Raw genomic sequence first — 24024 nt, 5'->3', positions numbered from 1 at the left:
CTGGAGATAACAAATGATCAAGGTCAGCGTCATGTACCCCAACACGCCCGGCGCGCGGTTCGACCACGAGTACTACCGCGACAAGCACCTGCCGTTGCTCAAGGCCCGCATGGGCGACGCCTGCAAGTCGTACACCATCGACAAGGGCATCGCCGGCGGCGCACCCGGCGAGCCGCCGACCTACATCGCGTCGTGCCACATCTTCAGCGACTCGGTCGACTCGTTTCAGGCCGGCTTCGGCCCGCATGCGAAAGAAATCCTCGGCGACATCCGCAACTACACCGACCTCAAGCCGGTGATGCAGATCAGCGAAGTGGTGGTCGGCTGACGCCGCCTCGAACGGCCTTTCAGCCCGCGCCCGGCGCACCGCCCGCACCCGTCGGCGGATGCGCCGAGGCATGCCGCTCCAGCAACAGGTAGAGCAGCAACCCGCCGCCCAGCGGCACCAGGTAGTACAGCGCCCGGTAGGCCAGCAAGGCCCCCATGAGCCGGCCCTGCCCCACCGTACCCGCCAGCACCGCGAGGTACACCGCCTCCAGCACCCCCAGGCCGGCCGGAATCGGCGTCACCACGCCGGCCACCGAGGCCAGCAGCAGCGTGCCCATCGTCGCCACGAAGGCGACCTTGCCACCCAGCAGCAGGTACATCGCCGTGGCCATCAAGGTCCAGTTGGCGGCCGACAGCCCGAGCTGCATGAGCGCGACCCGCGCCGCCGGCAGCTCCAGCAGCCGTCCGCGCACCTTCCATTGCCGGCCCTGCCACTTCATGCAGGCCGCCACGTAGCCCACCGCGATCAGGATCATCAACACCCCGAGGCTGCGGAACGCGAGCTCGCCCAGGTGCGCGCCCGAGGGCGGCTTCAACAGCCCCGACGCGAACACGCAGCCCGCCACCAGCCCATAGCCCAGCCAGTTGGTCGCCAGGCTGATGCCGATGACCTGCGCCACCGTGCCTTCGTCCAGCCCGGCCCGCGCGTACAGGCGCGCGCGCATCGCCACGCCGCCGACCAGCGACCCCAGGTTGAGATTGAATGCGTAGCTCGTGACCGCGATGGCCCAGCAGCGCCAACGCGGCAGCCCGTAGGCCGTGTGCCGACGCCCGATCAGGTCGAAGGTGCCGTAGAGCGCGTGGCTGGCCGTGGCGATGGCGAAGACCGACAGCAGCACCCACGGCGAATAGCGCTGCAGCGCCTGCCAGGCGCCGGCCCAATCGATCTTGTGAGCGTGCGAGAGCAACAGCCCGAGCACCACGATGCCCAGCGCGGGCACGGCCCAGCGCAGGATGCGCGCACGCAGAGACGGCTTGGCTTCGGAACCTTGCTGCGGTTGCTGCGACTGCGCTTGTTGCTGCGCCGGCGAATCAGTTGAGGGGTCGGATAAAGGAACAGCGTCGCCTGGAACCATGACGACAGCATCTGCGAGCCGCTGCGTCACGGCCAGCGCCGCCTGCCGCATGCCCGCGTAGGCTCAAACGCCGGAGCGGCCTCGCTCGCGGCTCATCGCCGGCTGCTGCGCTTTCTGGGGCTCGGCCAGAGCGGCTTCATGGTCCAGAAGTCGACGATCTGCCGTTCCATGTCGGCCTGCGCGATCTTCATCTGCCGCCGGATTTCGGCGGTGGCCAAACCGCGTGATGCACCCACCATGCTGTTGGCCGCGCTCATCCACATGCTGAGCCACGGATTTTTCTGCAGCCAGGGGTTGTGCATGGCGTTCAGTGCCGATGATGCCGCGCCGCGGCCCGCAGCAGGATCGCCAGCGTGGCACCCCCGGCCGCCGCCATCGTGATCGCCCGGAAAGGCTCCTCGGCCACGTAATGCGCGCCCTGCTCCCGGGCCTTCTTCGCCCGCAGCGGCAGGTCGGCCACCGTCTCGCGAAAGTGGCACCAGCTGCGGCCCAGCATCGACTTCTTCGCGGGCGCCATGGCATGCGGCTGTTGCGGCTCATGAACGATGTCGTTGCCCGCCAGAGGCATCGGAAGCGTTTCCGCGTCGGGGTCTGCCTGCATCGAGGTGGGCCGGGTGTGCATCGTTTCGATCTTCATGCTCGGGGTTCCTTTGCGGGATGTCTGTCGATAAAGCTGTCGATAAAAAGCCAAGGGTGTACGAAGCCCGGACTGCGCCGGATCACGCACCGACCCACGTTCAGCGTGCCGGCGCGGGCACCGGCGTGACGGTTTCACGGATTACGCCGCCGCCCATCACGCTGCCACTGGAACTGCTGTTGGCCGCACCACGGATGCGCGATTCGCAATCGGTGCGGTCCGAAGGCGTCTGCAGCAGTTGGCAGCGCGCCATGGCATTGGTCTCGGCCTCGGCGCCGGGGTTCAGGCCGCCGCGCTGCCCCTCTTGACGTGCGGCACCCGCTTCGCGGCGGCAGGCCTCGCGGTCTTGCTGGACGCCGTCGCAGTTGGCGCGCTCGCGCTGCATCTGGGTGGCGGAGCCTGCGGTTTGGGCCCAGGTCGTAGGGCTCGACAGCGTGGCTGCGCCGAGCAACAGCGCAGCAGCGAATGACCGGGTGAGCGTGTGACGGAACATCTTTTATTGCCTTTGACAATGATGTTTGGTTCTAGCTTGGAGAGATGCGCTCGCTTGTCGGACGGGGCGAGGTTCGCACGTGCCGAATCCCGGGCGCCGTGCGCGCGCCAAGTGGCATCAAGCGCCTGCCCGATAGCTATACTCCGCCCCCAAAAATGGAGCCATTCTTGAAAGCTATCCTGGCAGATACGAGCGTCACCGTTGCAGCGCTGAAGAAAGACCCGATGGCCGTGCTTCGTGCGGCCAACCATCGGCCTGTGGCGGTCCTGAGCCGCAACCGTGCAGCCTTCTATCTGGTCGAGCCCCGCCTGTTCGAAGCCATGATGGACGAAATCGCGGACCAGGAAATCCACCAGAAGGCGATTGCTCGCCTCGCCGACAAGTCGCGCTGCGTCGAGATGAACATCGCCGATCTATAGGCCCATGCTGCTCTCCAGGCCCGCTCAGAAATCAGGAGGCTTGCTGCCATGGCGATGAAGATGATCCTCACCCCGGCGCGCACGCCCGACGAATACCTCTGTCATCTGGACGGATGGCAGCAGGCTTACGTCCAGGCGCTGTGGCAGGCTACCCGAGAGGCCGCACCCGTACTGGAATCGCGGCTCAAATGGGGCCATCTAGTGTTGTTCCACTACGGGCCAGTGGCGTTGATCCGCGCCGAGCCGCATCGCGTGCTGTTCGGCTTCTGGCGTGGCAAGCAGCTGCGGCACATCGAGCCGCGCCTGAAGGCCGGCGGCAAGTACGACATGGCGACGCTCGAACTGCGGCAAGACACGCCGCTGGACCGCGAGACCGTGCAGGCTCTTGTGCGGGAAGCCACGCGGCTTAATCGCGAGCTGGGCGATCCGACGGCGAAGGTCGTGGAGCGGTGACGCTGCGGCGTATCCGCGGGCAGTGGAGGTTACGAGCGCCGGTGGCGCACGGCATCACCGCCAAGTAGGCAGGTAAGCACGCGACAGATTGCCGCCTCGCGAGCGAGTACAGGACCATTCGCAGAGCGAGGAACAGAGCGACGCGTAAGCGCTACATCATGATGACTCTGGGGCGCGACCTGCTTCCTGCACCGTCATCGGAAACTGTGGCGGTTCACATGCATGGCCGAGGGACAAGAAGTTCCAGCCCGCCTGGGTGATCTCCCCGACAACCACAGCTGGTTCGGGCAGGCCGCCCCACTCGCTGGGGACGAGTTCCATCTGCGCGCGGATGTGGCCCGCATGGACAAGTACGGCCGACGGCGCGAAGTCCTCATCGGCGTCAAGCGTGCATGGAAATGCCTCTTTGGACAGGCGATGTAAAAGCGCACAGGCCTTCTTGAAAACATCCCGAGCACCTGTCAACAGATCACGTGAAGCAGGCAAAGGGCCCGCAATATGAGAGCTTTGAACTGAAGCCGCTACTTTGATTGGCATGGACCGAGCGTGCTGACGAACGCCTCGGGTGTCTACAGACTTTGAGTAGCACCTTTGGCCATCGGATTGGCGGCGCGCGGCGGTCGCAAGTCTAATGATTGCGGCGATGAAGCTTCGCAGCGGTTGCTGTCGCCCGGCACGGAGGACTCGGATGACTGCACATTGCCACTTTGCTGCCATGCACAGCGCGCCGTTGGGGACTGTCATTCCAAAAACTGGTGCTCGTGCCACTAGGACACGCCCCTAAAGATCGTTGTTAGGGCAGGAAGCGCATGCACAGCCTCGGCAGTGGCCTGCACGATGCGGCGTGAGACGTTCAAAGTAGGGGGCAGCCCTCTCCAACTGGCAGGCTTGCAAGCCTCGAGCCTAAAACTCTGCGTCAAGCGCGATGCTGAGTATCGGAACGGACGTCTTCACGTACGCGTTGGCCTTTTGATCGAAGACCCTGAACCTCACGCGCACGGTTGCCAGCCGAGTGTCACCAGGACGAAGTTCGATGACTTCAGCCTGATACCGAGGGTCCTCGAACTCCACTATGAGGCGCGGGGCGATTCGCATCGGTACTGAGGTGACGATGGTCCAAACCCCCGCTTGGTTTGGCGGGAAAAGGCCGGGCCCTGCCGCAATCATGGCCTCCACCTGCACAGCTGTGACCTTGTCCGCTTCCTGCACCTGGCTAACGGCTGCATGCACATCGTTGGCATACATGGCCCGCTTGAATCGAATATAGACCTGCTCCTCAGCAATGACCTGCGTTGATAGGCCAGCGACTGGCTGCAAGGTCACAAATGCTTCAGCAGGAACATCATCTCGAGTAATGCCGGCGTTCCCTCGCGCCGCGGTGCATGCAAGTGCATAGAGGCCTTCGACGCCAAGACGCACGTATTCAGTGTGCAACGGTGGGAGAACCGCAGGCAAGACCACAAACTCGAAAGTCATCGGGCCTGACCACTCGTCGACGTCTGCGATGTGATCCTCGCGGGCAGCATCCGGCACTTCGTCTAGGCGGTCTATTGAAGGTACGACATAGAGGGCGATTGAAACCGGCCCCTCCAGATCCAGCAGACATGGGATATACCGTTTCCTGCCTCCGCTGAAGTGGTAGTTGACTCGCCCGCTTGTATGGACCGTGATCGATTTGGTTTTCGCTTGTGGGTACGACCGGTTCTCCAGATCGGACCCCTGGTTCACGCCCGCGGAGGTGGACCAGGTCCATCCTTCGGCAGAAACGCCGCTTCGGACCAGATTTAACTTAATGGAACCATCATGGGTGGCGTTTACAGAAGCCAGATGCCGCAGAACGCCTAAATGCCGTAGAAGCAGACGAGCCATGCTGTCGCTTTTGTTGAACGAGGTCGCGGATTCTATGAGCGGGGCCAAGCGACCCCCACCGTTGCGCCACCGGAAAGAGTGGAGGGGCCCGATCCTTCATCGTCACCCGCTCCAACACCTGCTCGTGCCGCATCGAGTCGCGGGAGTGCAGCGATTGCCGCAGAACTCAGGGCGCAGGCGGCTCAGCGCTCTCTTCCCTGTAGACCGACCCCTCGGGCCAGTTTTTTATGCTCTCGCGGATGAGGTTCTCCAGCTTCAAGCTTTGCACGTGACCGAGAACTGTGTGCCAGTACTGATGGTGTTCCTCGTTTTCTGCACTGATGTCGTACGTGAAGAACAGCTCTGTCATTCGAAGCTCGTTCTTGTCTTCCTGCGTGAGGGTGTAGAGCGCATTTGCAGCAAGCAAGCACTTGACGATACGTGAGGTGAACCAACTCGTGAACATCAGGTGGTTTCGGAGCGACCACACCGCAGGGGGATACTTTTGTCCGCCACCTGTGCCGTGCGCGCCCTCATTCCGCCAATGGCAAAAGTCTTCAATCCACGCTTCAAACGGGCGTATTGCTTTGTTCCAGCGTGCTTGCCATTTCGCAGCAGGAATGTGTTCGTCATGCCACTCCGGCGGTCCAAGGTGCGGTTCCATGAGGGCCATGAGCTTCTGCTTCAAATCTAAAGCTTTGTGCCCCGCATCAACCAGCGTGTCCAGTGCGGCGCGCATGAAGACGATTTCAGCCGACTCGGGCACCTCGTTGGCGTCGGTGTTGGCTCGAATGAACATGGTGACCGCGTCCATGATTTTGTTGCGAAACGGGCCGGATGGCACGTTCAGCAAAGCCAGCGCGAAGCCGTCCTCCAAATCGAAGGTATACCTCTCAGAAACGTGCAGCGGCCGCAAGAACACAGGCTTGCCGCGCGTGCCGCTCATCAGATTCAGGCCTGAACCATCGCGCCTTCTGGTGTGAACCGCCGTAGAGGCAGGGTTGTCTTCCACGAAATGCTGCGCAGTGACGAGCAACCCGTCCGCATTGCAGTACTCCAGGAACCAGCCGTAGGTCCGCTTAGAAATGGCAGCAAAGACGAGCAACTGCGTTTGTTGCAAGCGCTCTTGGACCTCTTCATCAGTGAGTTGAGCTACGCGCTCGTCGTCTCCCGGCCAGCGCAGGATGGTCGAGTGCTCAACTGGCGCAGTCGAATCTTTGTCCTGCACGAAGGCGCGGTTTGCATAGTTCCCAACGATTGCGTCAAGCGTGCCTTGGCTGGTCAAGCCAAGGGTGCCGGGCTCAGAGCCGCGCTTGTACGGCACCAGCGAAATAGGCCCAATTTGCCTCGGGCCTTTCATAGCCGTCCAAGGCATGAAGAACAGGGTGGGCATGTGATCTCCTCTTTGTTGTACGGGTCGGCGCGCTAGCTGCGGCTCCTTGCAGGCTCCGGCCACATAAGTCTTTGCAGCTCTCCGACAGCTTGCGGAATGCTGCACTCAAACTTACTCTCGATCTGGAGTCGGGCGCGGCGCACTTCTCGGTCGCGTTTTCCCTTTTTTTTGCTGCTTCTTTGTACTGCGGATAGACCCCCGCCAGCGTCTCGTACAAGCTGTCAATGACTGCGAAATCGCCTCTCGCAGCAATTGCGCGCACCTCTGCATCGCTCCGGTCGGCATGCCTTCAATCAATTGCAGCGCCTCAACTCGCTTCTGCTCTAACTGCACGACGGTTTTCTGGAACCATTCCTCAAAGAGCTTTCGGTCTGCATCGCGCAGCTTCGACTTTTCGTGCGTCTCTTGGTCAGCTTGCCATGCATGCCGCAATGGTCATTCCCAGAGGTCGGCGTACCTCCCGCCGTGGCCCTGCGTCTCTGGCCTGCCGCTCCATTGTTCGACGCCAACTTGTGCAGGCAACATCAACGCTTCTGTAGAGGGCGGTGAAGTAGTCTGAGCGCTCGCGAACGTACGCTTTGTCGGCAGCTTCTTTTAACGCGGCATCCAACTTGCCCAATCGCGCCTCAGCGGCTGCAAGCTCGGCCTCGCGTCTTGCAATTTGCTCCTCAAGAGCCGCCGTCTTGTACGGCGGAATCACGGTGTAGAACAACGTTGCGACGGTGATCGCCAGAACGCCGACCTGGGCAATGTTGCTGCCTCGTACAAGCCAAACATCCAGTCGAGAAGGCGACGAAGACGCTGCTCCATTCGCTCGCGCGTTGGCGCTGCATGGCTTTCGGAGCGTGACCCCACTGTCCTACGACGAATGTTCTTCATTTGGCGGCGATCTTAAAAGACAGCCAGCAACGCATGAATCACCCAGTCGAGGGCGTTCTTCAGCACGCCCGGTATCGAGAAGTTGTAGTCCGGCGTCGCGATCAGCACGCCGTGGCGCGGCGGCGGACATCGATCACTCGTTGTTGAGTTTTGCGGCATCGAGAATGGCCTTGATCACCTCCTTGGGGGTGGAGAGTTGTGGCACATGGCCCGCACGCACTCGGATGGTCGTTGCCGAGATCTTCTTGGCGTTGTCCAGTTGCAGGGCCGGCTGGATCATGCGGTCCTGGTCCGAGACGATGAACCAGGACGGCTTGGTAGCCCACGCAGCGACGCTCACCTTTTCGTCGAAGGCGGCGCCGCGGATCGCGCCCTGCGTGGCCGTCATCAGGCGGTGCTTCGCGACGGGAAGGTCCTGCGCGAAATGCTGGGAGATGCCCTCAAACGACATCGTCACGAAGCCTTCCTTGTCGACGACAACGTGGTCCAGGCCGCTCGGCTTGGCATAGTCCTTGGCCAGGTCGTTGATCGACTGGCCGACCGACGGTGCGAAGGAGGCGACGTAGACCAACGATTGCACTCGCGAGTGGTTGCCGACCTCGGTGATGACCATGCCGCCCCAGGAGTGGCCCACCAGCACCACAGGGCCGGTCTGTGCATCCAATGCGCGCCGCGTAGCGGCTACGTCATCGGCCAGCGAACTCAACGGGTTCTGCACGGACACTACTTTCAGGTCGTGCGCATGCAGCGAGGGAATGATTTCGTCCCAGCTCGAGCCATCGGCGAAGGCACCGTGGACCAGTACGGCAGTCGCTTTCTCGGCCGGCGCGGTTGCGGCCTGCGCAACCGGCGCTACACCCAGAGCAGTGATCCCCATCGCAACGAAGAGGGCGGATAGTTTGAACATGGATTTCATGAAAGACTCCTTGCAAGTGAAGCCGAATAGTGGTCGGCGTTGGAAAGGCGAGAGATGCGCACGAATGGCGAAAAGCCGCTTCGGAATGGGTCTGGCAGGCCCCTCGGCATCGCGCATCGTGAGTGGCCGCGAAATGCGGAGGACCGCGGGGCGTGTCAGGTCGTCGGAACAGTGCCGCCGTCGATCACATGCTCGGTACCGGTGATGGAGCTCGCCCGATCCGAGGCAAGAAAGGCAATCAGGTCGGCAACTTCAGTCGGCGCGGCTGGTCGCCCCAGCGGTATGCCGCCGAGCGACTTCATGATGACTTGCACCGCCTCGTCGTATTCAATGCCGGCTTCCTCGGCAATTCGCACGGCCAGCCCATTGGAATTCGGGCTTGCAATCCAGCCGGGCGACACCCGCACAACCCGGACTCCCTTGGGAGAAACTTCTTTGGAGATGCTCTTGCTGTACGTGTTGAGAGCCGCCTTGGCCGAAGCGTAGGCCGTCGTCGCCTCCGGAAGCGGCAGGCGGTTCTGGATCGACGTGACGTGGATGACGACGCCGCTGCCCTGAGCGACCATGCCAGGGATCAGCGCTCGATCCAGCCTGACTGCTGGGAAGAAATTCAGGCCGAACTCCTTGTCCCATTCGGCGTCATTCAGCGCCGCAAAGCCGCCCGATGGGGCGGAGGAGCCGCCCAGGACATTGACGAGAACATCAAGGCCGCCCAGCTGCCGATGCACCGCTTCAACAACAGCTTGAACTCCCTTGTCGGTGGTCAGATCGGCTTCGACGAATGCGTCACCTTTGAAGTCTGCCGGCTTGGTACGTGCCGTCGTCAGCACACGTGCACCCAGTTCCTGGAAGAGCGCCACGGTTGCGGCGCCGGCACCCAGAGTCCCTCCAGTGATCAGCGCGCGCCGCCCTTGCAATGTGAGAAATGGCGTCATACGGTCACCTCCAACTGGGCAATCTTCTCGTTCTCAAGAACGAAGAAAAAACGCAAATCGACCGGGCTGCCTGGAAAGTCTCCGACAACGTGGCACGTCACCTGGGTCTTCCCGTCTTCAGTGGTGACCAGGAAAGGCTCCATCGTGTAGGTGTATTTCTGCGTGGTCCCCGCCTTCCATTTGCGAATGGCGTCGCGGCCTTCATGGGTCTTTCCTTCATCTCTCACGACGCCGCTTTCGGTGAAAGCTGCAGCAACCGCATCGGGGCCGCCGTCGCGGTCGGCAGTGAAATAGGCTTCGATGCCCTTGGGCAATCTGACAGTCATCGAGTTCTCCGGGTTGTGAACAAAAACAGCGTTGTTTGCTGTGCGTTGGCTCTCAATGGAGCCGACGGAAGGAATTTAGGACCGAACGATTGCCACGACAATCGGGACGAAATAGGATGAGCTATTTCGAAAATCGGGACAATGACGAGATCTGTTTTTGCCGATCTGGATGCCGTCCTCAGCATTGCCCGCCAAGGCACTTTTCGTGCGGCGGCACTGGAACTTGGCATTTCCACGACGGCGCTGAGCAATGCCATCGCGAAGCTCGAGCAGCGCCTCGGGATTCGCCTGTTCAACCGCACGACGCGAAGCGTCTCGCTCACCGATGCAGGAAAGGCGTTTGTGGAGCGGGTGGGTCCGGCAATGGCCGACATCCACGATGCCATGCTGGCTGCTCAATCGCTTCAGGAGACTCCGACCGGCACAGTGCGCATCAATGCGTTTGCGTCAGCAGCTCGGGAAGTGATGGCACCGATGATCCTGATGTTCCTCAAGCGCTATCCCCAAGTGCATGTAGACCTGGTCACGGAGGGGCGGCTTGTCGACATCGTTGCGGCCGGCTTCGACTTGGGTTTGAGGCCGGCGGATCTGGTGCCAAGCGACATGGTGTCCATGTCGCTTGGCCTTCATCGCAGCAATGCCGTCGTCGCATCGCCGGAATTCTTGCGACTTCACGGCAAGCCAAGCACGCCGAGCGATCTCTACCGGTTTCGCTGTATCCGGGCACGTCTTCCCAACAACGCCTTGTTTCGTTGGCGGTTTGAGAAGGATGGAAACGCGGTCCAGATCGACGTCCAGGGGTCCATCACGCTTGATGAGCCGAGCCTTGTGCGAATTGCCGCCAAAAGTGGGATCGGGTTGGGCTACATCATGGAAGCGGACGTGCGCGAAGATCTCGCCGCCGGTCGGCTGGTGCGCGTCCTCGAGGATTGGACGCCACCCTTGGCTTCACTGGCGCTGTACTACCCTGGCAGAAAGAACCCGCCGGCCGCATTCCGTGCATTCATTCAAGTCGCGCGCGAGTTCGTTCAAGGACTTGGCTAGACGAGTCTGGGTGATCTGCGCGAGTGACGTCGCGCGCCTGCTTGCCCTGTGCCTGTCCTGCTGCCGACGCCCCCTGCAAGCTCAGCACACCGGCGCCGGCATAGTCACCGTGCAGGTTGCCTGCGCGAGCGTTGGACACAGCGGCGCGGCGCACATCGTCGCGTGCCAGTGTCCCGCGGGGAACGAAGACGTTTTCGGCGAAGGAGGCCTCGCCCGCGACCGGGTTGCGCGCTGCTTGCCGCGCTTCCTCGAATGCTTGCGCACGTGGACGGTCGGATCGAACCGTCAGCACGCCCTCGTAGGTTTCGGCCATGGCGCTCGTCGAGAAGCCCAATGCGCCGAGAAGAGCGGCGTTCAAGAGTTGCTTGGTGTTCATTTCTGAATGGTTCCTAAGTTGAAGTGAATTAAAGGGCTGGGAAAAAGCAAAGGCCACCCAAGAGCAGTCTGGCCTTGTGCTGTGATGGGCATCGCCGCGAGCGCAGCGATCCTTGAACCGATCGGTTCAACATCCGGCTGCAAGCAGCCGCTCAAATGCCATGGCTGGCGCGAATCGACTCGACCGCGCGTTCGCCGATGACGACACACGGCGCCATCGTGTTGCCACTGGTCACGTGCGGCATGATGGACGCGTCGGCGATGCGAAGGCCCTCCAGGCCGTAGACCTTGAGACCGCCATCGACGACGGACATGGAGTCCCGACCCATCTTCGCCGTGCAGGACTGATGCCAGTAGGTCACCGCTGCATTGCGCGCGTAGTTTTCAAGTCCCCGTGCATCCAGTTTCCCGGGAAGACTCTCGCCTTTGACCAGGCCCTTGAACGAAGCCTGCGCGCCGAGCTCCTGAACAAAGCGAATGTTCTCGATGGCGCTTCGCAGATCTTCCGGATGCGACAGCGTGTTGGCTTGAATGATGGGCGCATCCGTGACCTTGGGGCCGGAAAGCGTGATCCGACCACGGCTTTGAGGATGGGCCAGGCCCGCGAACATGGTCCAACCGTGCGCAGGCACGCCGAGGGTGGCGTTCTCGGCGCTGGGCACCGGAAACTCGACCTGGCAGTGAAACATGTCTGGAAGGCGCAATGCGCTCTGGCTGCTCCAGTACAGCGTGGCCTCCGAGCCGCCATAGCCCACGGCCTGTGGCGATGCGTACTCGAAGATCACGGCGAACGAGACATGATCCTGGTGATTGGCACCGACGCCCGGCAGATGCTGGACCAACGGTATGCCATGGCGTCTGAGTTCGTCTTCGGGCCCCACGCCTGACTGCATCAGCACCTTGGGCGTGTTCACGGCACCGAGCGAAAGCACGACTTCGCTGTGGGCACAAAAGCGCATCGATTCACCGTTGCGCAAGACCTCCACGCCGATGCACTGTTTGCCTTGAAACACCAGACGACTGACAAGTGTGTCCGTCAGAACGGTCAAGTTGGGCTGATGGCGTCGAGGGTGCACGTAGGCACGGTAGATGGAGTTCCGTCGACCATCCTTGACGATGAGATCGTTCAACGCGGCACCACCGCGGCCTTCCATCATCGCGCCGTTCGGATTGTCGAAGCGCGGGATGCCCAACTTCTCGGCGGCCGAGATCATCGCTCCCGCGATGGGCTGTGCGTCGCGAGCGGGGGCGACGTGAACAGGGCCGCCAATGCCGCGACGCGCCGAATCGGGCGTGCCGCGATAGTCTTCCACTCGGCGATAAATCTCGAGGACGGACGCATAGTTCCATGCCGGGTCACCCGCCTCCATGGCGAAGTCTTCCCAATCGTTCTTGTGACCGCGGGCCCACAGCATGACGTTGACACTGGACCCGCCGCCCAATGCGCGGCCCATGTTCAACGGAATCTGCCTGTCGTTCACGTGCGGGTTGGCAGCACCCGAAAAATTCCAATCACGCTCGCTGCCGAGATTCAGATGCCAGTCGGAGGGCTGCTGGATGTGCGGGTGATCGTCGTCGCCGCCTGCCTCGATGAGCAGAACCTGCACGTCGGGGTTTTCTGCCAGGCGGCCCGCCACCACGGAGCCGGAAGCTCCGGCACCACAGACGATGAAGTCGAAGTGGGCATCGGGAATGCCTCCGGAGTGTGTGGAGGGTGTGGATGGTGAGCGGTCGCGAAAGTCTGGGTTCATGGTCGTCTTTTCGGTGTCGTTTAAGTCAGGAAGCTTCTGCGTCGTGATTCGCAGAGGCCGGAGCAAGTATCCTTGAATTCATCAAATCTATCAATTTTGTATGAATATCTGACTATGGCCTCCGGGTATGAAGGCCGCATTCACTGCACGTAAAGTCGCTGGTCTGCGCTCGGGCGCAAAACCAGAGAAGTTCAATCGATGAAAGACGGCGTCCTCACCACAACGGAAACTGCGAAGCTGCTCGGCATCTCCGTCCGGACCGCTCAGCTGCTGATCGAAGGCGGGGGCTTGCCTTCGTGGAAAACGCCTGGCGGGCACCGCCGCGTTCACCGCGCAGACGTCGAGGCGCTCATGGAACAAGCCAAGGCGAACCCGCGGCGCGTGACGCCCGAGACGCCTGCGCGAATGGCCAAGCTATCGCCCGACGATCCGCAGCACGCCTCTGCCTTGGTTTCGGCCTTGGCCGGCGACTTTCCCACCGCGCCGAACGAAGGGAGCCGGCTCCAGGCGGTCCTGCGCTCCGGCCTCGTGGACTCGCCTGCGGAGGTTCAGTTCGATCGGGTCACCTGGCTCGCGGCTCGAGGATTGAAGGCCCCCATCTCCCTGATGACGGTGCTGACCCCCGAACTGCAGTGGTTCAAATCGCGCCAAGGCCTGGACATGATGCAGACACCCCGCAGTTGGGCCTTCTGCAATCACACGGTCCTTCAGACAGGGATCTTCGAAGTTCATGATCTCCAGGAGCATCCGAGCTTTGCGAAGAACCCTGCCGTGGCGGACGCACCGTACTTCCGGTTCTATGCCGGTGCGCCGGTTTACGACCCGGACGGCTTCGCACTCGGGTCGATCTGCGTGATCGACTTCCGCCCACGCCAACTGGACAAGAACCAAAGACGCACCCTCCTCGAACTCGCCGCGATCGCCTCCGATGAAGTGAAGCTCAAAGGCCTGACAGCCAAGTCCTAGGGCTGCTTGCGCCCGACTTGCTGCGCTGCGCGGTCGATCACGTCGGCGACTGCCTTGGGCTGCGTCATGAAGATCGCATGGCTCGCCTTGACCTCCGTGATCGTGGCACCGATGCGCTTGGCCATCTTGTGCAACATCCGGACGTCGAAGGCTTTGTCTTCGGTCGCAATGACAGCCCAACTCGGCTTGGTTCGCCAAGCTGCCTGACTGAGCTTGGTCGCGAAGACCGACAGGTTGATCGGCACCTGCGAGTCCCGCATGAATGCGACGTCGGCATCGCTTGCATCTCCGGCGAATCCGATCTTGAATTTGTCCCTGTTGACGAAGCCGAAGCCGTCAGCCTGCGTGTCGATGACGAAATCGGGCGCCGAGAAACCTGTGTATTGCTCGCTCGTGGTCTCGCCCGCGTCAGGCGACAACGCAGAGACGTACACAAGACCGACGACCTTCGGGTCGACACCTGCTTCGGTGATCACGGTTCCGCCCCATGAATGACCCACGAGGATCGTGGGACCGTCCTGGCGGGCAAGCGCCCTCTTGGTCGCTGCCACGTCGTCGGCCAACGAGGTCAGCGGGTTCTGAACGACGGTGACTCGATACCCTCGGCCCGTCAGCTCGCCATAGACGCCGCGCCAGCCTGAACCATCGGCGAAGGCGCCATGCACGAGCACGACGTTTTTCGGTTGCGTTGGCTGCGCGTGAGCGCCGACGCCGGGGCCGACGATGCTGACGGTTGCCGCCGCGGCCATGACGAGCTTGCGAATCTGGGCGTTCATTTCGTGATTCCTGTGTGGTTGATGGACAGGCGAAATGCTAAAAAATAACGCGATTAATAGGGTTGCGAAGAATCACCGCTAACCGACTCATCGATCGATCAAACTGGAAATCCGCGGCGCCAAGTTGCTCCAACGTGCGATCTACCGCAATAAATGTTCGTTACTCGCCGTGCAGCCCCGCCGCGGCGTTGCAGCGACGAAGCCGCCAGCCGGAACCCGAGGCTCAACCTGCGTCTGTCGTCATCCGCTTCACGGCCTGAATCCACTTATGGAACGACGCCATCTGATCCCGCGCAAACTTCCGCGTGGTCTCGTCGGTGCATTCCCCACCAACGCCGAACTTCGCTGCCGCCCCCCCAATAAAAACCTCCGGCTTCGCCAACACCTGCGCATTCATGAACAGCATCACCTTGCGCAAGTCGTACTGCACCCTCGCCCCGCCCAGCGGCCCCGGCGATGCGGAAAGAATCGCCACCGGCTTCAGCGCGAAGGGCTGATCCTCACCGCGGCTCACCCAGTCGAGGGCGTTCTTCAGCATGCCCGGAATCGAGAAGTTGTATTCCGGCGTCGCGATGAGCACGCCGTCGGCGCGGCGGATGCGTTCGCGTAGCGCCACGACGGAGGCGGGGAAGCCCTTGGCCAGCACGTCGCCGTCGAAGATGGGGATGTCGCGTAGGTCCACCGGGTCCAGGTGCATGCCCTCGGGCATGACCTCTCCGGCGAGCTTCAGCGCCATGCGGTTGATGGAGGCGGCGCGCAAGCTGCCGCAGATGCCGACGATGTCGAGTGGGTTCATGGATTGCGTTTCCTGGTTTCAGTGTTCGTGCAGATTACCCTGATGCTGGGGGCGCCATCCGGCCGCTGCGCTCAGGCGTCGCCCCGATTCGCGCAAAGGCGCGAGCCAGGTTTCGGGGTCGATGGCAGTCTGGCGCTGGTCGACGAGCCGGCCGCCGCGCTTGCGCCACTGGCCTGCCACCATCACCGAGTCGATGTTGGCCAGGCTCGTCTGCATCAGGGCCGCGTTGATGGGGTCGTGCAGCGGCTGCATGTTCGGCAGCCTGGCGTCGATGAGCAGCAGGTCGGCTTGCTTGCCCGGCGTGAGGGTGCCGATGCGGTCGAGCTGGCCCAGCATGCGGGCGCCTTCGACGGTAACCCAGCGCAGGGCTTCGATGGTCGCGATGGTGGATGTCGGCGGGATGACCGGCGATGAATCCACTGCCGCCCGGCGAAAGGCTTCGTTGTCCAAAGATCGCTGATGGACCAGCGCCATGCGCGCGGCCGTGAACATTTCGCCCGAGAGGCCGGACTCCAGGTCGATGCCGATCGATGCGGCCACGCCGCGGCGGCGCAGGCGGCCGATGATGGGATGGCCGTGGCCCTGGGTCATTTCGTTCTCGGGCGTGATCGAGAAGCTGACGCCTGCGCCGACGAAGCGATCGAGCTGCGCGTCGTCGAGGTCGTTGCCGTGCACGATGTTGATGTGCGGGCCCAGCAGGCCCTCGCGTTCAAGCACTGACCAGCCGCCCGGCGCCCGGGCCGCGCCGCCGCCCTGGTGCATCGAGGCGGTGAGCTTCAACTCGCGCGCGAGCCTGAAATCTGCAAGCGCGACATCGAGCATCGAATAGTGGGGGCCGAGCACCGCCATGCCCAGGCTCAGCAGCTTCTCGCTTCCGAACCGCGGCTGCGCCAGCAGGCGCTCCACTTCCTTGCGCGGGTGGTGCACTTCCCAGAAAGGAAGCTCGCCGGGCTTGGCATCGGGCTTGGGGCTGCCGTGGAAGAAAGACGCGCGGATGCCGCTGCGCTCCAGGGCATCGACCGCGGCATCGGTGTGTTCGGGCGTGGGGTTGTTGTGGCACCAGTCGACGAGCGTCGTGGTGCCGCAGTTCAGCTGGTTGAGGGCGCCGGCGAGCGTGGCGATGTAGACGTCGGCCGGCGTGAAGCGGGTCGCCAGGCCGGCATGCATCCAGCGGAAGTACTCGAGCAGGGTCCAGTTGCTGGCGATGCCGCGCAATGCCGTCTGCCAGGTGTGCATGTGCGCGTTGGTGAAGCCCGGCATGACGATGAAGCCCCGAGCGTCGACCACTTCATCGGCGGCATGCGCAGGCATGGGCGCAGCGTTGGCTTCGCTCGACAGCGAGACGATGCGGTCGCCTTCGACGACCAATCGCGCATCGTCGACGACGCCGAGCGCGTCGTCCATCGTGACGACCGTGGCGCCGGAGATCACCACGCGACGAGGAGAGGATGCCATGGCGTCAGGCCCCGATGCGCTCGGCTGCCATCTCGGCCAGCATGAGCGTGGGCAGGTTGGTGTTGGCACTCGGGATGACGGGCATCACCGATGCGTCGGCCACGAACAGGTTGTCGATGCCATGCACGCGAAACGCCGGGTCGACGACCGCCATGGCATCGTCGGCCCGGCCCATCGCGCAGGTGCCGACCGGGTGCCCCATGGGGCTGATGGACGACAGGATCTGCGCGTCCGAGATCGCGCGCCCGCCGCCGCGATGCGCGGCAGGCGCGCCGCTCTTGAAGGCGCGGCCGAAGATCTGGCGGCGCAGCAGGGCCGGTGAACTGGCAGCGGCCTCGGCCGCCAGCGCCAGCATCTTGCCGGCGAGCCCGGGGCGGTTGAATTGCTTGACCGCGAGCGCACCGGGGAGCAAGAACGCCTCGTGGTACTGCGCGGCGACGCCTGCATCGCGAAGCAGGCGCTCGGCCAGTCGCGCGGCCGCGACCATGCGTGGCGCGTCTGCAGTGTCCGACATGAAGCGGAAGTCGATGCGGGGGCTGCGCAGTGGGTCGGCGCTGCCGAGACGCACCGATCCGCGCGACTTCGGCGCGTACAGCGCGCTGCCCACCAACGCGAAGTCGGGCCCGAAGGACTCGCCGCTCACGCGGCCGATGACGAAGTTGAACAGGTCGCTCGGCGGACAGCCGGCCATGCCCGACGACGACCGGATGCCGGCCAATGCAAAGCGCCGCAGGTCCTGTGCGACCCGCTTGCCACGCGGCAGCGTGAGCGCGAAGAACATGTAGGGGTGGTTCTGCAGGTTGCGCCCGACGCCCGGGCGTTCGAGCACGGGGTCGATGCCGAGCGCGGCAAGTTCGTTGGCAGGCCCGATGCCGGAGCGCAGCAGCAGCGCCGGCGAGTGGATGGCACCGCCGCACACGATCACGCGGTCGGCGTTCAGGCGCAGGGTCGCGCCGTTCCGGATCGCGTCCACACCGGTGACGGCACCACCGTTCGTGCGCAGGCGCGTCACGTGGGCGTTCGTCATGATCTCGAGGTTCGGTCGCGCCCTGACCTCGCGTGTCAGGTAGCAACCGGCCGTGCCGACACGCGCCTCGGCGTCGATGGCGTTCGGCATGGCGAAGAAGCCGTCGCCGGGCTGCTCGTTGATGTCGGGCACGAAGGGCAGCCCGGCGCGCCCGGCCGCTTCTTCCATGGCCCGCACGAAGGCCGGCCATTGCGGCTTCGGCGTGCGCGTGATGGCGTGCAGGCCACCGGCTGAATCGGGTCGATCGCGGTCGTTCTCGATTTGCCGGAAGCGCGGCAGAACGGTGGCCCACGAGAAATCGCCAGCGCCCGCGTCGGACCATTGGGCGTAGTCGGCGGGCATGCCGCGCAGCGCGAACATGCCGTTGATGCTCGATCCTCCGCCCATCACGCGCGGCTGCGGATACGGCATTGCCGCGGCGCCATCGGTCGCGCTGGCGGTAAGGCCGCCCCAGAAGTAGTCCGGGTTGAGCGTCGAGGTCGGAAACGGGTCGCGGATGTCCGCCGGCTCGTCGCCCGGCACCACGTCGTCGCCGGCCTCGACCAGCAGGATGCGGCGTTGGGGGTCTTGCGACAGCCGGGCCGCGACCACGGCGCCGGCGGTGCCGCCGCCCACGATCAAGAAGTCGTATTGCATGCCGCGCGTCGCCGCCCTACTCCGGCACGACGCCGGCCGCGCGGATCAGGCTGGTCATCAGCGGGAAGTCCTTGCGCAGTTGCGTGCCGAACTCCTCCGGCGTGGAGCCGACGGATTCCATGCTCAGGTCGCGCAGCGTGCGGCGCACCTCCGCGGTGGCCAGTGCGCCGACCAAGGCCTGCTGCAGCTTTCGCACGACGGCATCGGGCGTCTTGGCGGGGGCGGCGATGCCAATCCAGGGCGACATGCGAACCAGCGGGTCTGCCATGCCTTGCTCGGCGAACGTGGGCACGTCGGGGGCGAGCGGGTCGCGCCGCTCGCCCGTCACGGCCAACAGCTTCACCTGGCCCTTCTGTGCATAGCCCGCGGCCACGGCGGTGCCCAGGAAGGCGATGTCGATGTTGCCGCCCAGCAAGTCCTGCAGTGCCGGGGCTGCGCCGCGGTAGGGCACGTGCACCAGCGGCGCGCCGGCGCGCTGGCCGAGCGCCTCGCCGATCAGGTGCGGATAGGTGGCCGGGCCCCATGAGCCGTAGCTGATCTTGCCGGGGTTGTCCTTGATGGCTTTCAGCACGTCGGGCAGGCCCGCGGCGGTGCGCAAATCGGGCCGCGCCATCATCGCGACGCCGTAGCGCGCGAGCAGCGACACCGGCGCGAAGTCGTGCATCGGGTCGTAAGGCATCTTCTTGACGACGCCCGTGACGTTGATGAAGACGTCGGAGTTGGAAAAGAGCAGCGTGTAGCCGTCGGGTGCCGACCGGGCGACCTCCGCGCTGCCGATGGTGCCGCTGGCGCCGGGCTTGTTGTCGACGATGACCGGCTGCCCGATCGACTCTCCGAGCGACTGCGCGATGCGACGGCCGAGAACGTCGGTCGGCCCGCCCGCGGGGAACGGAATCACCAGGCGGATCGGCTTGCTCGGGAACGGCGCCTGCTGCGCATGGGCCTGCGGAAGCGCCCACGCGATGCACGACAGCATGAATGCGGCGAGCTTTGCACCGGCCTTGGATCGAAGGTTCATGCGGCCTCCGGCGACGTCACCAGCCCCGTGGCGGGCCGCGAGCGGCCCGGCCAGTCGTCCTCGATGAAGGTCACGCGCAGGCGGATGCGCCAGCGGCCGTCGGGGCCGCGCTGCATCGTGTCCACGTAGCGGCCCATTCCCCAGACGAAGGATTTGCCGCCGTCGGCGGCTTCGTCCGCATCGAAGCGGAACATGTAGCTCACGACATCGGCCGTGTCCCCATGCAGGTCGACCGCGCTGTTGAGCACCAGGTGCTTGTGGTACTTGTCGGGCGCGTGGGTGTGCGTGGTCGCGAACTCGCGCGTGCCGGCGACGCCCTGCCAGCGGTTGACGGTGCCGTCCGGCCGGCGCGTCTCGCGCACGGCATCCTCGGTGAAGCAGTCCATCAGGCGCTCGACGTCGCCGTAGTCGAGCGCGTGGCCGTATTGCATCAGCGTGTCGAGGATCGCATTGCGGTCCTCCAGCGCCTGCACGCGGGCACTGAGGGCCGCGAGTTCGTTCTGGGACATTCTTGACTCCATGAAAATGATGGGCAGCAGGCGCCACGCCCTTCGCGTTGCGAGGGCCGGCGAAAAGGTTTCGTGCAGGGTGTGCCTGCCTCGCTAGTCCGTGATGTCGATGCGGAAGCCCTGCGCCCAGCGGGCGCGAATGGGCTCCTGCGGAATCAGCGAGAAGCGCCGGCGGATGTCGTCTTTCGATCGCTCCAGCGACGTGCGAACCGTGGGCCAGTCGATGCCGACCAGCCGGCCATGGCGCTTGACGAAGCGGCCGTCGACCATCACCGTGTCGACCAGGCTGGAATGCCCGTAGCTCACGATCGCGGCGTACGGGTCCCACATGGGGGCGAGGCCCACGGCATCGGTGCGCAGCAGCAGCAGGTCGGCCTTCTTGCCGACCGCGAGGCTGCCCGTGATGGCGCCGAGGCCGATCGCTTCAGCCGCGCGAATAGTGGCGATCTCCAGCACCTTCTTCTGGTGGACCTTGCGCGTCATCTTGCGTGGGTTCTTCAACGAACGCTCCAGCCGCCACACGTTGAGCAGCGCCCGCATCTGCCCGAACATGTCGCCGCCGAAGTCGATGGTCGCGTCGATGCCGAGGCTGGCCTGGCCGCCCATCGCGGTGAAGCGATCGACCACGGGCCAGGCGCCGTAGGTCATCTCGATCTCGATGGCGGAACTGATCGACGCGCCGCCGTCGATGATCATCTGCAGCTCGTCATCGGCCAGATGGTTGCCATGGACGAACAGCAGGTCCGGGGCGATCTCGCCGGCCTCGTGCAGCGCACGCACGACGTTGAGCGGCTCGTGTGCGCTCATGCCGACGTGGATACTGATGCGCGCCGGGTGCAGGGTACGCGCCCAGCGCAGCTCTTCGAGCATCGAAGCCGATTCTGGCAGCGTTTCGAACTCGCGCGTGGCGATGCCGAAACGCACCCGTGCCGCATCGTCGGCGAAGTACGTGTCGCGGATGCGCGCGGCATTGCGCTGGTGCCACGCGTCGAGCGGGCCGTTGACGTCCTGCAACAGGCCGGGCAGGTCTTGCGCCGGCTGGCCCGGCTGGTAGGCCAGGTTGCGATAGCTGCCGTAGCAGTAGATGCCGCGGATGCCCGAGCGAAGGAAGCCGGCGGCCAGTGCGTCCGAGTGCGCCTCCGACAGCTGCAGGTGCGAGTGGTCGACCAGGGTCGTGATGCCGGAATCGAGCGCTTCGAGCGCGCCGACCCAGTTCGCCAGCTCGGCGTCTTCGGGCGAGTAGCTGACGCAGTACATGCCGCGGATGTACGTCATGTAGTCGAGCAGGTTCCAGTCCGTTCGCACGCCGTGCAGCGGGGTCTGCCATGTATGGCGATGGGTGTCGACGAAGCCCGGGCACATCACCATGCCCGTTGCATCGACGAGCTCCGCATCGTCCACCGCCAGTGCCGGCGCGATGGCGGCGATGCGGTCGCCTTCGACGAGCAGGTCGCCCACCGGCAGGTCGGCGCCGCTGCCGTCCATCGTGAGGATGGTGGCGCCTTTGAACAGGGTGCGATGGGCGCTCACGTCGGCTCGAAGATGCGATGAACTACTTGGCGGCACGCAGGTTGCCCTTGTGCACGACGTCTTTCCACTTCGCCATGTCCTTGGCGACCATGCTGCCCAGCGCAGCCGGCGTTCCGCCCACCGGGATGTAGCCGTTGGCCTTGAGCACGGCGAGCATCTCGGGGGATGAAAGCGATTTGTTGATCGCGCCGTTGAGCTTGTCGATGGCGTCGGCTGGCGTACCGGTCGGCGCGAAGATGGCGAACCAGCTGTTGCCCTCCAGGTTGTTCACGCCTTGCGACGCGAAGGTGGTGGCGTCGGGCACGAAGGCCCAGCGCTCGTTGCCCGTGACGGCGATCGGCCGCAGCTTGCCGGAGTCGATGAAGGGCTTGAGCCCGGCCGCGTCGAAGGTCATGTCGACCTGGCCGGCGGCCACCGCGGTCGCGGCCGGCGGCGTTCCCTGAAAGGGCACGTGAAGCAGGTCGAGCCGGGCCTGCAGCTTGAAGAGCTCGGCCATCAGGTGGTAGCCGCTGCCCTCGCCCGCACTGGCATAGGACAACTGCCGGCCCGACGTGCGGGCGTAGTCGCGCAACTCCTGGATGCTGCGGATGGGCAGCGAGGCGCTGACCGCCAGCATCGCCGGTGAGTCGGCCACGTAGGCCACGGGTGCGAAGTCCTTGACGGGGTCGTACTGCAGCGACGGCTCCCACGCGGCCGCGACGCTGAAGTTGGCGATGGTGCCCAGGTAGATGGTGTACCCGTCCGCGGGTGACTTCGCGGCGACGGCGGTGCCGATCTTTCCGGCGGCGCCGGCCCGGTTGTCGACGACGACGGGCTGCCCGAGCTGCTTGCCGAGCTCCACGCCGAGCGCCCGACCCAGCACGTCGGTGCTGCCGCCCGCGGGCCAGGGCACGATCAGGCGGATCGGCTTGCTGGGGTACGACTGCGCGCGGGCATCGAGGGACCCCGCCCCCGTGGCGGCCAGCACGGCGGTGGCGAGTGCGGCGAGAAGCGTGCGTCGTGTCGGGTGTCTCATTGTTTCGGCTCCTTGCCGCTGTTTGTGGACCGCATCGTAGGCAGCGCAGGCACGTCGGTAAAATTAATTCTTTGCGTCCTGTCAGTAGCAAAGATGATCAACGTATCCACCCGCGTGCTTCGTGCGTTCATCGCGCTCGACGAGCTGCGGCACTTCTCGCTGGCGGCCGAACGCTGCAACGTCACGCAGTCCGCGTTCAGCCAGATGATCGCCAAGCTCGAAGCCGAAGTCGGCCTGCGCCTGGTCGACCGCGACCGGCGCCGCGTCAGCCTGACGGGCGACGGCGAACGCCTGGTGGCTTCGGCGCGGCGCGTGGTGGCCGAGCTCGACGAGATCGGCGCCGACCTGCGCGACCGCGCGAGCATGGGCAAGGGGCGCGTCGCGGTCGCGACCTCGCCGCCTTTCGCGGCCCACTGGCTGCCGCCGCTGATCGCGCAATTCCGCGCCAGATACCCCGGCATCCGCGTCGAGCTGTTCGACCACCTGCCGCCGAGGTGCCTCGAACTGGTTCGCGAGCGGCAGGCGGATGTCGCGATCCTCAGCGCGGCCGGCACGATGCCGGGCCTGCAATACCGTGTGCTGCTGCAGGAGTCGTTCGTGCTCGCCTGCCCCGCCGGTCACCGGCTCGCGTCGCGCAAGCGCGTCGGCCTGCGCGACCTCGAAGGCGCGCGCCTGATCCGCTACGCCCGCACCGGCAGCATCGGCCAGCACCTGGAGTACGCGATGCGCGGCATTGCCGTGGAAGACGCCATGGAAGTCGAGCACCTGCCCACGGTGGCCGGCCTGGTTGCCGCGGGGCTCGGCGTCAGCGTCGTTCCGAGCATCGCGGTGCAATTCTTCGATGCGAAGAAGGTGGCGCTCGTGCCGGTGGTCACGCCAGGGCTGGACCGCCCGATCCACCTGGTGTGGCAGGCCTCGCGCGTGCTGGGCCCCGCTGCGCAGGCCTTCGTCGATTTGCTGGAATCGAGCTTGCCGCGCAAGAAGAAATCGGCGGTGGATTGAGGCACGGGCCGCGGCATGCCTCGCATGGCGCCTGACTTACAACGCCGCCGTGATGATGATTTCAACCAGCAGCTCGGGTGCCGCGAGCTTGGCTTCGCAGGTGGCACGCGCAGGTGCGCCGTCGGCGGCAGTCCACTCTTCCCACACCGCATTCATGGCGGCGAAGTCACGCTCGATGTCCTTGAGCCAGATCTGGGCGCTCAAGAGCTTCTGCTTGCTGCTGCCGACGCTTTTCAGGCGCGCATCGATGGTGTCGAGCACGCTCTTCGTCTGAGCGGAGATGTCGCCGTCGCGCACTGCGGCGGTGACGCCCGCGAGGTACACGATGCCGTTGTGCACCACGATGCGGGACATGCGGCGGTTGCTTTCGTGGCGTTGGATGTCGGACATGGGTTGTTGCTCCTTTTGGGATGGTGAAGAAA

At 64.4% G+C, this 24024-nt stretch carries 28 protein-coding genes; 6 read left to right on the top strand and 22 right to left on the bottom strand.

The window, feature by feature from the left end; all coding sequences use genetic code 11:
- The first annotated feature begins 13 nt into the window (after positions 1-13).
- Positions 14-328, top strand: coding sequence for an EthD family reductase (locus B0W80_RS20215; RefSeq protein ID WP_077000952.1), 315 nt, complete (start codon positions 14-16; stop codon positions 326-328).
- Positions 329-347: 19 nt separating this feature from the next.
- Here the strand turns inward: B0W80_RS20215 and B0W80_RS20210 are convergent, their stop codons facing one another.
- From B0W80_RS20210 to B0W80_RS20195, 4 genes are all read right to left on the bottom strand, one after another.
- Entirely contained in the window at positions 348-1403 is a 1056-nt protein-coding gene (locus B0W80_RS20210) for a lysylphosphatidylglycerol synthase domain-containing protein (RefSeq protein WP_083745518.1), read from the bottom strand.
- Between the two features lie 92 nt (positions 1404-1495).
- Entirely contained in the window at positions 1496-1705 is a 210-nt protein-coding gene (locus B0W80_RS20205; protein WP_077000951.1) for a hypothetical protein, read from the bottom strand.
- A 5-nt stretch (positions 1706-1710) separates the two neighbouring features.
- Positions 1711-2040, bottom strand: a complete 330-nt coding sequence (locus B0W80_RS20200; RefSeq protein WP_077000950.1) for a hypothetical protein — start codon at positions 2038-2040, stop codon at positions 1711-1713.
- Between the two features lie 100 nt (positions 2041-2140).
- Positions 2141-2533, bottom strand: a complete 393-nt coding sequence (locus tag B0W80_RS20195; RefSeq protein ID WP_077000949.1) for a hypothetical protein — start codon at positions 2531-2533, stop codon at positions 2141-2143.
- 167 nt (positions 2534-2700) lie between these two features.
- Here B0W80_RS20195 and B0W80_RS20190 point away from each other — a divergent pair, with 167 nt between their 5' ends.
- Both B0W80_RS20190 and B0W80_RS20185 read left to right on the top strand, forming a co-directional pair.
- Entirely contained in the window at positions 2701-2952 is a 252-nt protein-coding gene (locus B0W80_RS20190; protein ID WP_077000948.1) for a type II toxin-antitoxin system Phd/YefM family antitoxin, read from the top strand.
- 48 nt (positions 2953-3000) lie between these two features.
- Positions 3001-3405, top strand: a complete 405-nt coding sequence (locus B0W80_RS20185) for a DUF1801 domain-containing protein (RefSeq protein ID WP_077000947.1) — start codon at positions 3001-3003, stop codon at positions 3403-3405.
- 156 nt (positions 3406-3561) lie between these two features.
- Here B0W80_RS20185 and B0W80_RS35065 read toward each other — a convergent pair whose 3' ends face one another.
- From B0W80_RS35065 to B0W80_RS20150, 7 genes are all read right to left on the bottom strand, one after another.
- Entirely contained in the window at positions 3562-3942 is a 381-nt protein-coding gene (locus B0W80_RS35065) for a hypothetical protein (protein ID WP_143684703.1), read from the bottom strand.
- A 366-nt stretch (positions 3943-4308) separates the two neighbouring features.
- The gene (locus tag B0W80_RS35060) at positions 4309-5274 is read right to left on the bottom strand and encodes a hypothetical protein (protein ID WP_143684702.1); all 966 of its coding nucleotides are present in this window, start codon (positions 5272-5274) and stop codon (positions 4309-4311) included.
- 166 nt (positions 5275-5440) lie between these two features.
- Positions 5441-6646 (bottom strand): hypothetical protein, encoded by a 1206-nt coding sequence (locus tag B0W80_RS20170; protein WP_077000944.1) that lies wholly within the window; start codon positions 6644-6646, stop codon positions 5441-5443.
- Positions 6647-7537: 891 nt separating this feature from the next.
- Positions 7538-7633 carry an NADPH-dependent FMN reductase gene (locus B0W80_RS35055; RefSeq protein WP_256856635.1) on the bottom strand — a complete coding sequence of 32 codons (96 nt, stop codon included), beginning with the start codon at positions 7631-7633 and terminating at the stop codon, positions 7538-7540.
- 25 nt (positions 7634-7658) lie between these two features.
- On the bottom strand, positions 7659-8441 hold the full coding sequence (locus B0W80_RS20160; RefSeq protein ID WP_077000943.1) for an alpha/beta fold hydrolase: 783 nt from the start codon (positions 8439-8441) through the stop codon (positions 7659-7661).
- A 155-nt stretch (positions 8442-8596) separates the two neighbouring features.
- On the bottom strand, positions 8597-9376 hold the full coding sequence (locus tag B0W80_RS20155) for an SDR family oxidoreductase (protein WP_077000942.1): 780 nt from the start codon (positions 9374-9376) through the stop codon (positions 8597-8599).
- Positions 9373-9702 carry a nuclear transport factor 2 family protein gene (locus B0W80_RS20150; RefSeq protein WP_077000941.1) on the bottom strand — a complete coding sequence of 110 codons (330 nt, stop codon included), beginning with the start codon at positions 9700-9702 and terminating at the stop codon, positions 9373-9375. The genes B0W80_RS20155 and B0W80_RS20150 overlap by 4 nt, the downstream gene beginning before the upstream one ends.
- A 141-nt stretch (positions 9703-9843) precedes the next feature.
- On the opposite strand from B0W80_RS20150, the gene B0W80_RS20145 reads away from it, so the two are divergent.
- Entirely contained in the window at positions 9844-10746 is a 903-nt protein-coding gene (locus B0W80_RS20145; RefSeq protein ID WP_077000940.1) for a LysR substrate-binding domain-containing protein, read from the top strand.
- Here B0W80_RS20145 and B0W80_RS35050 read toward each other — a convergent pair.
- A complete protein-coding gene (locus tag B0W80_RS35050; protein WP_143684701.1) occupies positions 10706-11122 on the bottom strand; it encodes a hypothetical protein in 417 nt (138 codons plus the stop codon). The genes B0W80_RS20145 and B0W80_RS35050 overlap by 41 nt on opposite strands.
- Positions 11123-11273: 151 nt before the next feature.
- Positions 11274-12872, bottom strand: a complete 1599-nt coding sequence (locus B0W80_RS20140; protein ID WP_077000939.1) for a GMC family oxidoreductase — start codon at positions 12870-12872, stop codon at positions 11274-11276.
- A 198-nt stretch (positions 12873-13070) separates the two neighbouring features.
- Here B0W80_RS20140 and B0W80_RS20135 point away from each other — a divergent pair, with 198 nt between their 5' ends.
- Positions 13071-13838, top strand: coding sequence for a helix-turn-helix domain-containing protein (locus tag B0W80_RS20135; protein WP_077000938.1), 768 nt, complete (start codon positions 13071-13073; stop codon positions 13836-13838).
- Here the strand turns inward: B0W80_RS20135 and B0W80_RS20130 are convergent.
- From B0W80_RS20130 to B0W80_RS20095, 8 genes are all read right to left on the bottom strand, one after another.
- Entirely contained in the window at positions 13835-14614 is a 780-nt protein-coding gene (locus B0W80_RS20130; protein ID WP_077000937.1) for an alpha/beta fold hydrolase, read from the bottom strand. The two genes, B0W80_RS20135 and B0W80_RS20130, sit on opposite strands and share 4 nt — an antisense overlap.
- 223 nt (positions 14615-14837) lie before the next feature.
- On the bottom strand, positions 14838-15410 hold the full coding sequence (locus tag B0W80_RS20125; protein WP_077000936.1) for an NADPH-dependent FMN reductase: 573 nt from the start codon (positions 15408-15410) through the stop codon (positions 14838-14840).
- Between the two features lie 18 nt (positions 15411-15428).
- Entirely contained in the window at positions 15429-16865 is a 1437-nt protein-coding gene (locus B0W80_RS20120; protein WP_077000935.1) for an amidohydrolase family protein, read from the bottom strand.
- A 4-nt stretch (positions 16866-16869) separates the two neighbouring features.
- Positions 16870-18528 carry a GMC family oxidoreductase gene (locus B0W80_RS20115; protein WP_077000934.1) on the bottom strand — a complete coding sequence of 553 codons (1659 nt, stop codon included), beginning with the start codon at positions 18526-18528 and terminating at the stop codon, positions 16870-16872.
- 16 nt (positions 18529-18544) lie between these two features.
- A complete protein-coding gene (locus B0W80_RS20110) occupies positions 18545-19546 on the bottom strand; it encodes a tripartite tricarboxylate transporter substrate binding protein (protein WP_077000933.1) in 1002 nt (333 codons plus the stop codon).
- A complete protein-coding gene (locus tag B0W80_RS20105) occupies positions 19543-20055 on the bottom strand; it encodes a nuclear transport factor 2 family protein (RefSeq protein WP_077000932.1) in 513 nt (170 codons plus the stop codon). The genes B0W80_RS20110 and B0W80_RS20105 overlap by 4 nt, the downstream gene beginning before the upstream one ends.
- A 93-nt stretch (positions 20056-20148) precedes the next feature.
- Entirely contained in the window at positions 20149-21585 is a 1437-nt protein-coding gene (locus B0W80_RS20100; protein WP_083745515.1) for an amidohydrolase family protein, read from the bottom strand.
- 22 nt (positions 21586-21607) lie between these two features.
- Entirely contained in the window at positions 21608-22600 is a 993-nt protein-coding gene (locus B0W80_RS20095) for a tripartite tricarboxylate transporter substrate binding protein (protein WP_077000931.1), read from the bottom strand.
- Positions 22601-22693: 93 nt separating this feature from the next.
- Here B0W80_RS20095 and B0W80_RS20090 point away from each other — a divergent pair, with 93 nt between their 5' ends.
- Positions 22694-23602 (top strand): LysR family transcriptional regulator, encoded by a 909-nt coding sequence (locus B0W80_RS20090; protein ID WP_077000930.1) that lies wholly within the window; start codon positions 22694-22696, stop codon positions 23600-23602.
- Between the two features lie 36 nt (positions 23603-23638).
- Here the strand turns inward: B0W80_RS20090 and B0W80_RS20085 are convergent, their stop codons facing one another.
- Positions 23639-23992, bottom strand: coding sequence for a RidA family protein (locus B0W80_RS20085; protein WP_077000929.1), 354 nt, complete (start codon positions 23990-23992; stop codon positions 23639-23641).
- Between the last annotated feature and the right edge of the window lie 32 nt (positions 23993-24024).

Origin of the sequence: Variovorax sp. KK3 (assembly GCF_001984055.1) — a bacterium.
GTDB lineage: Bacteria > Pseudomonadota > Gammaproteobacteria > Burkholderiales > Burkholderiaceae_C > Variovorax.
This window is presented reverse-complemented; position numbering and strand designations above follow the sequence as displayed.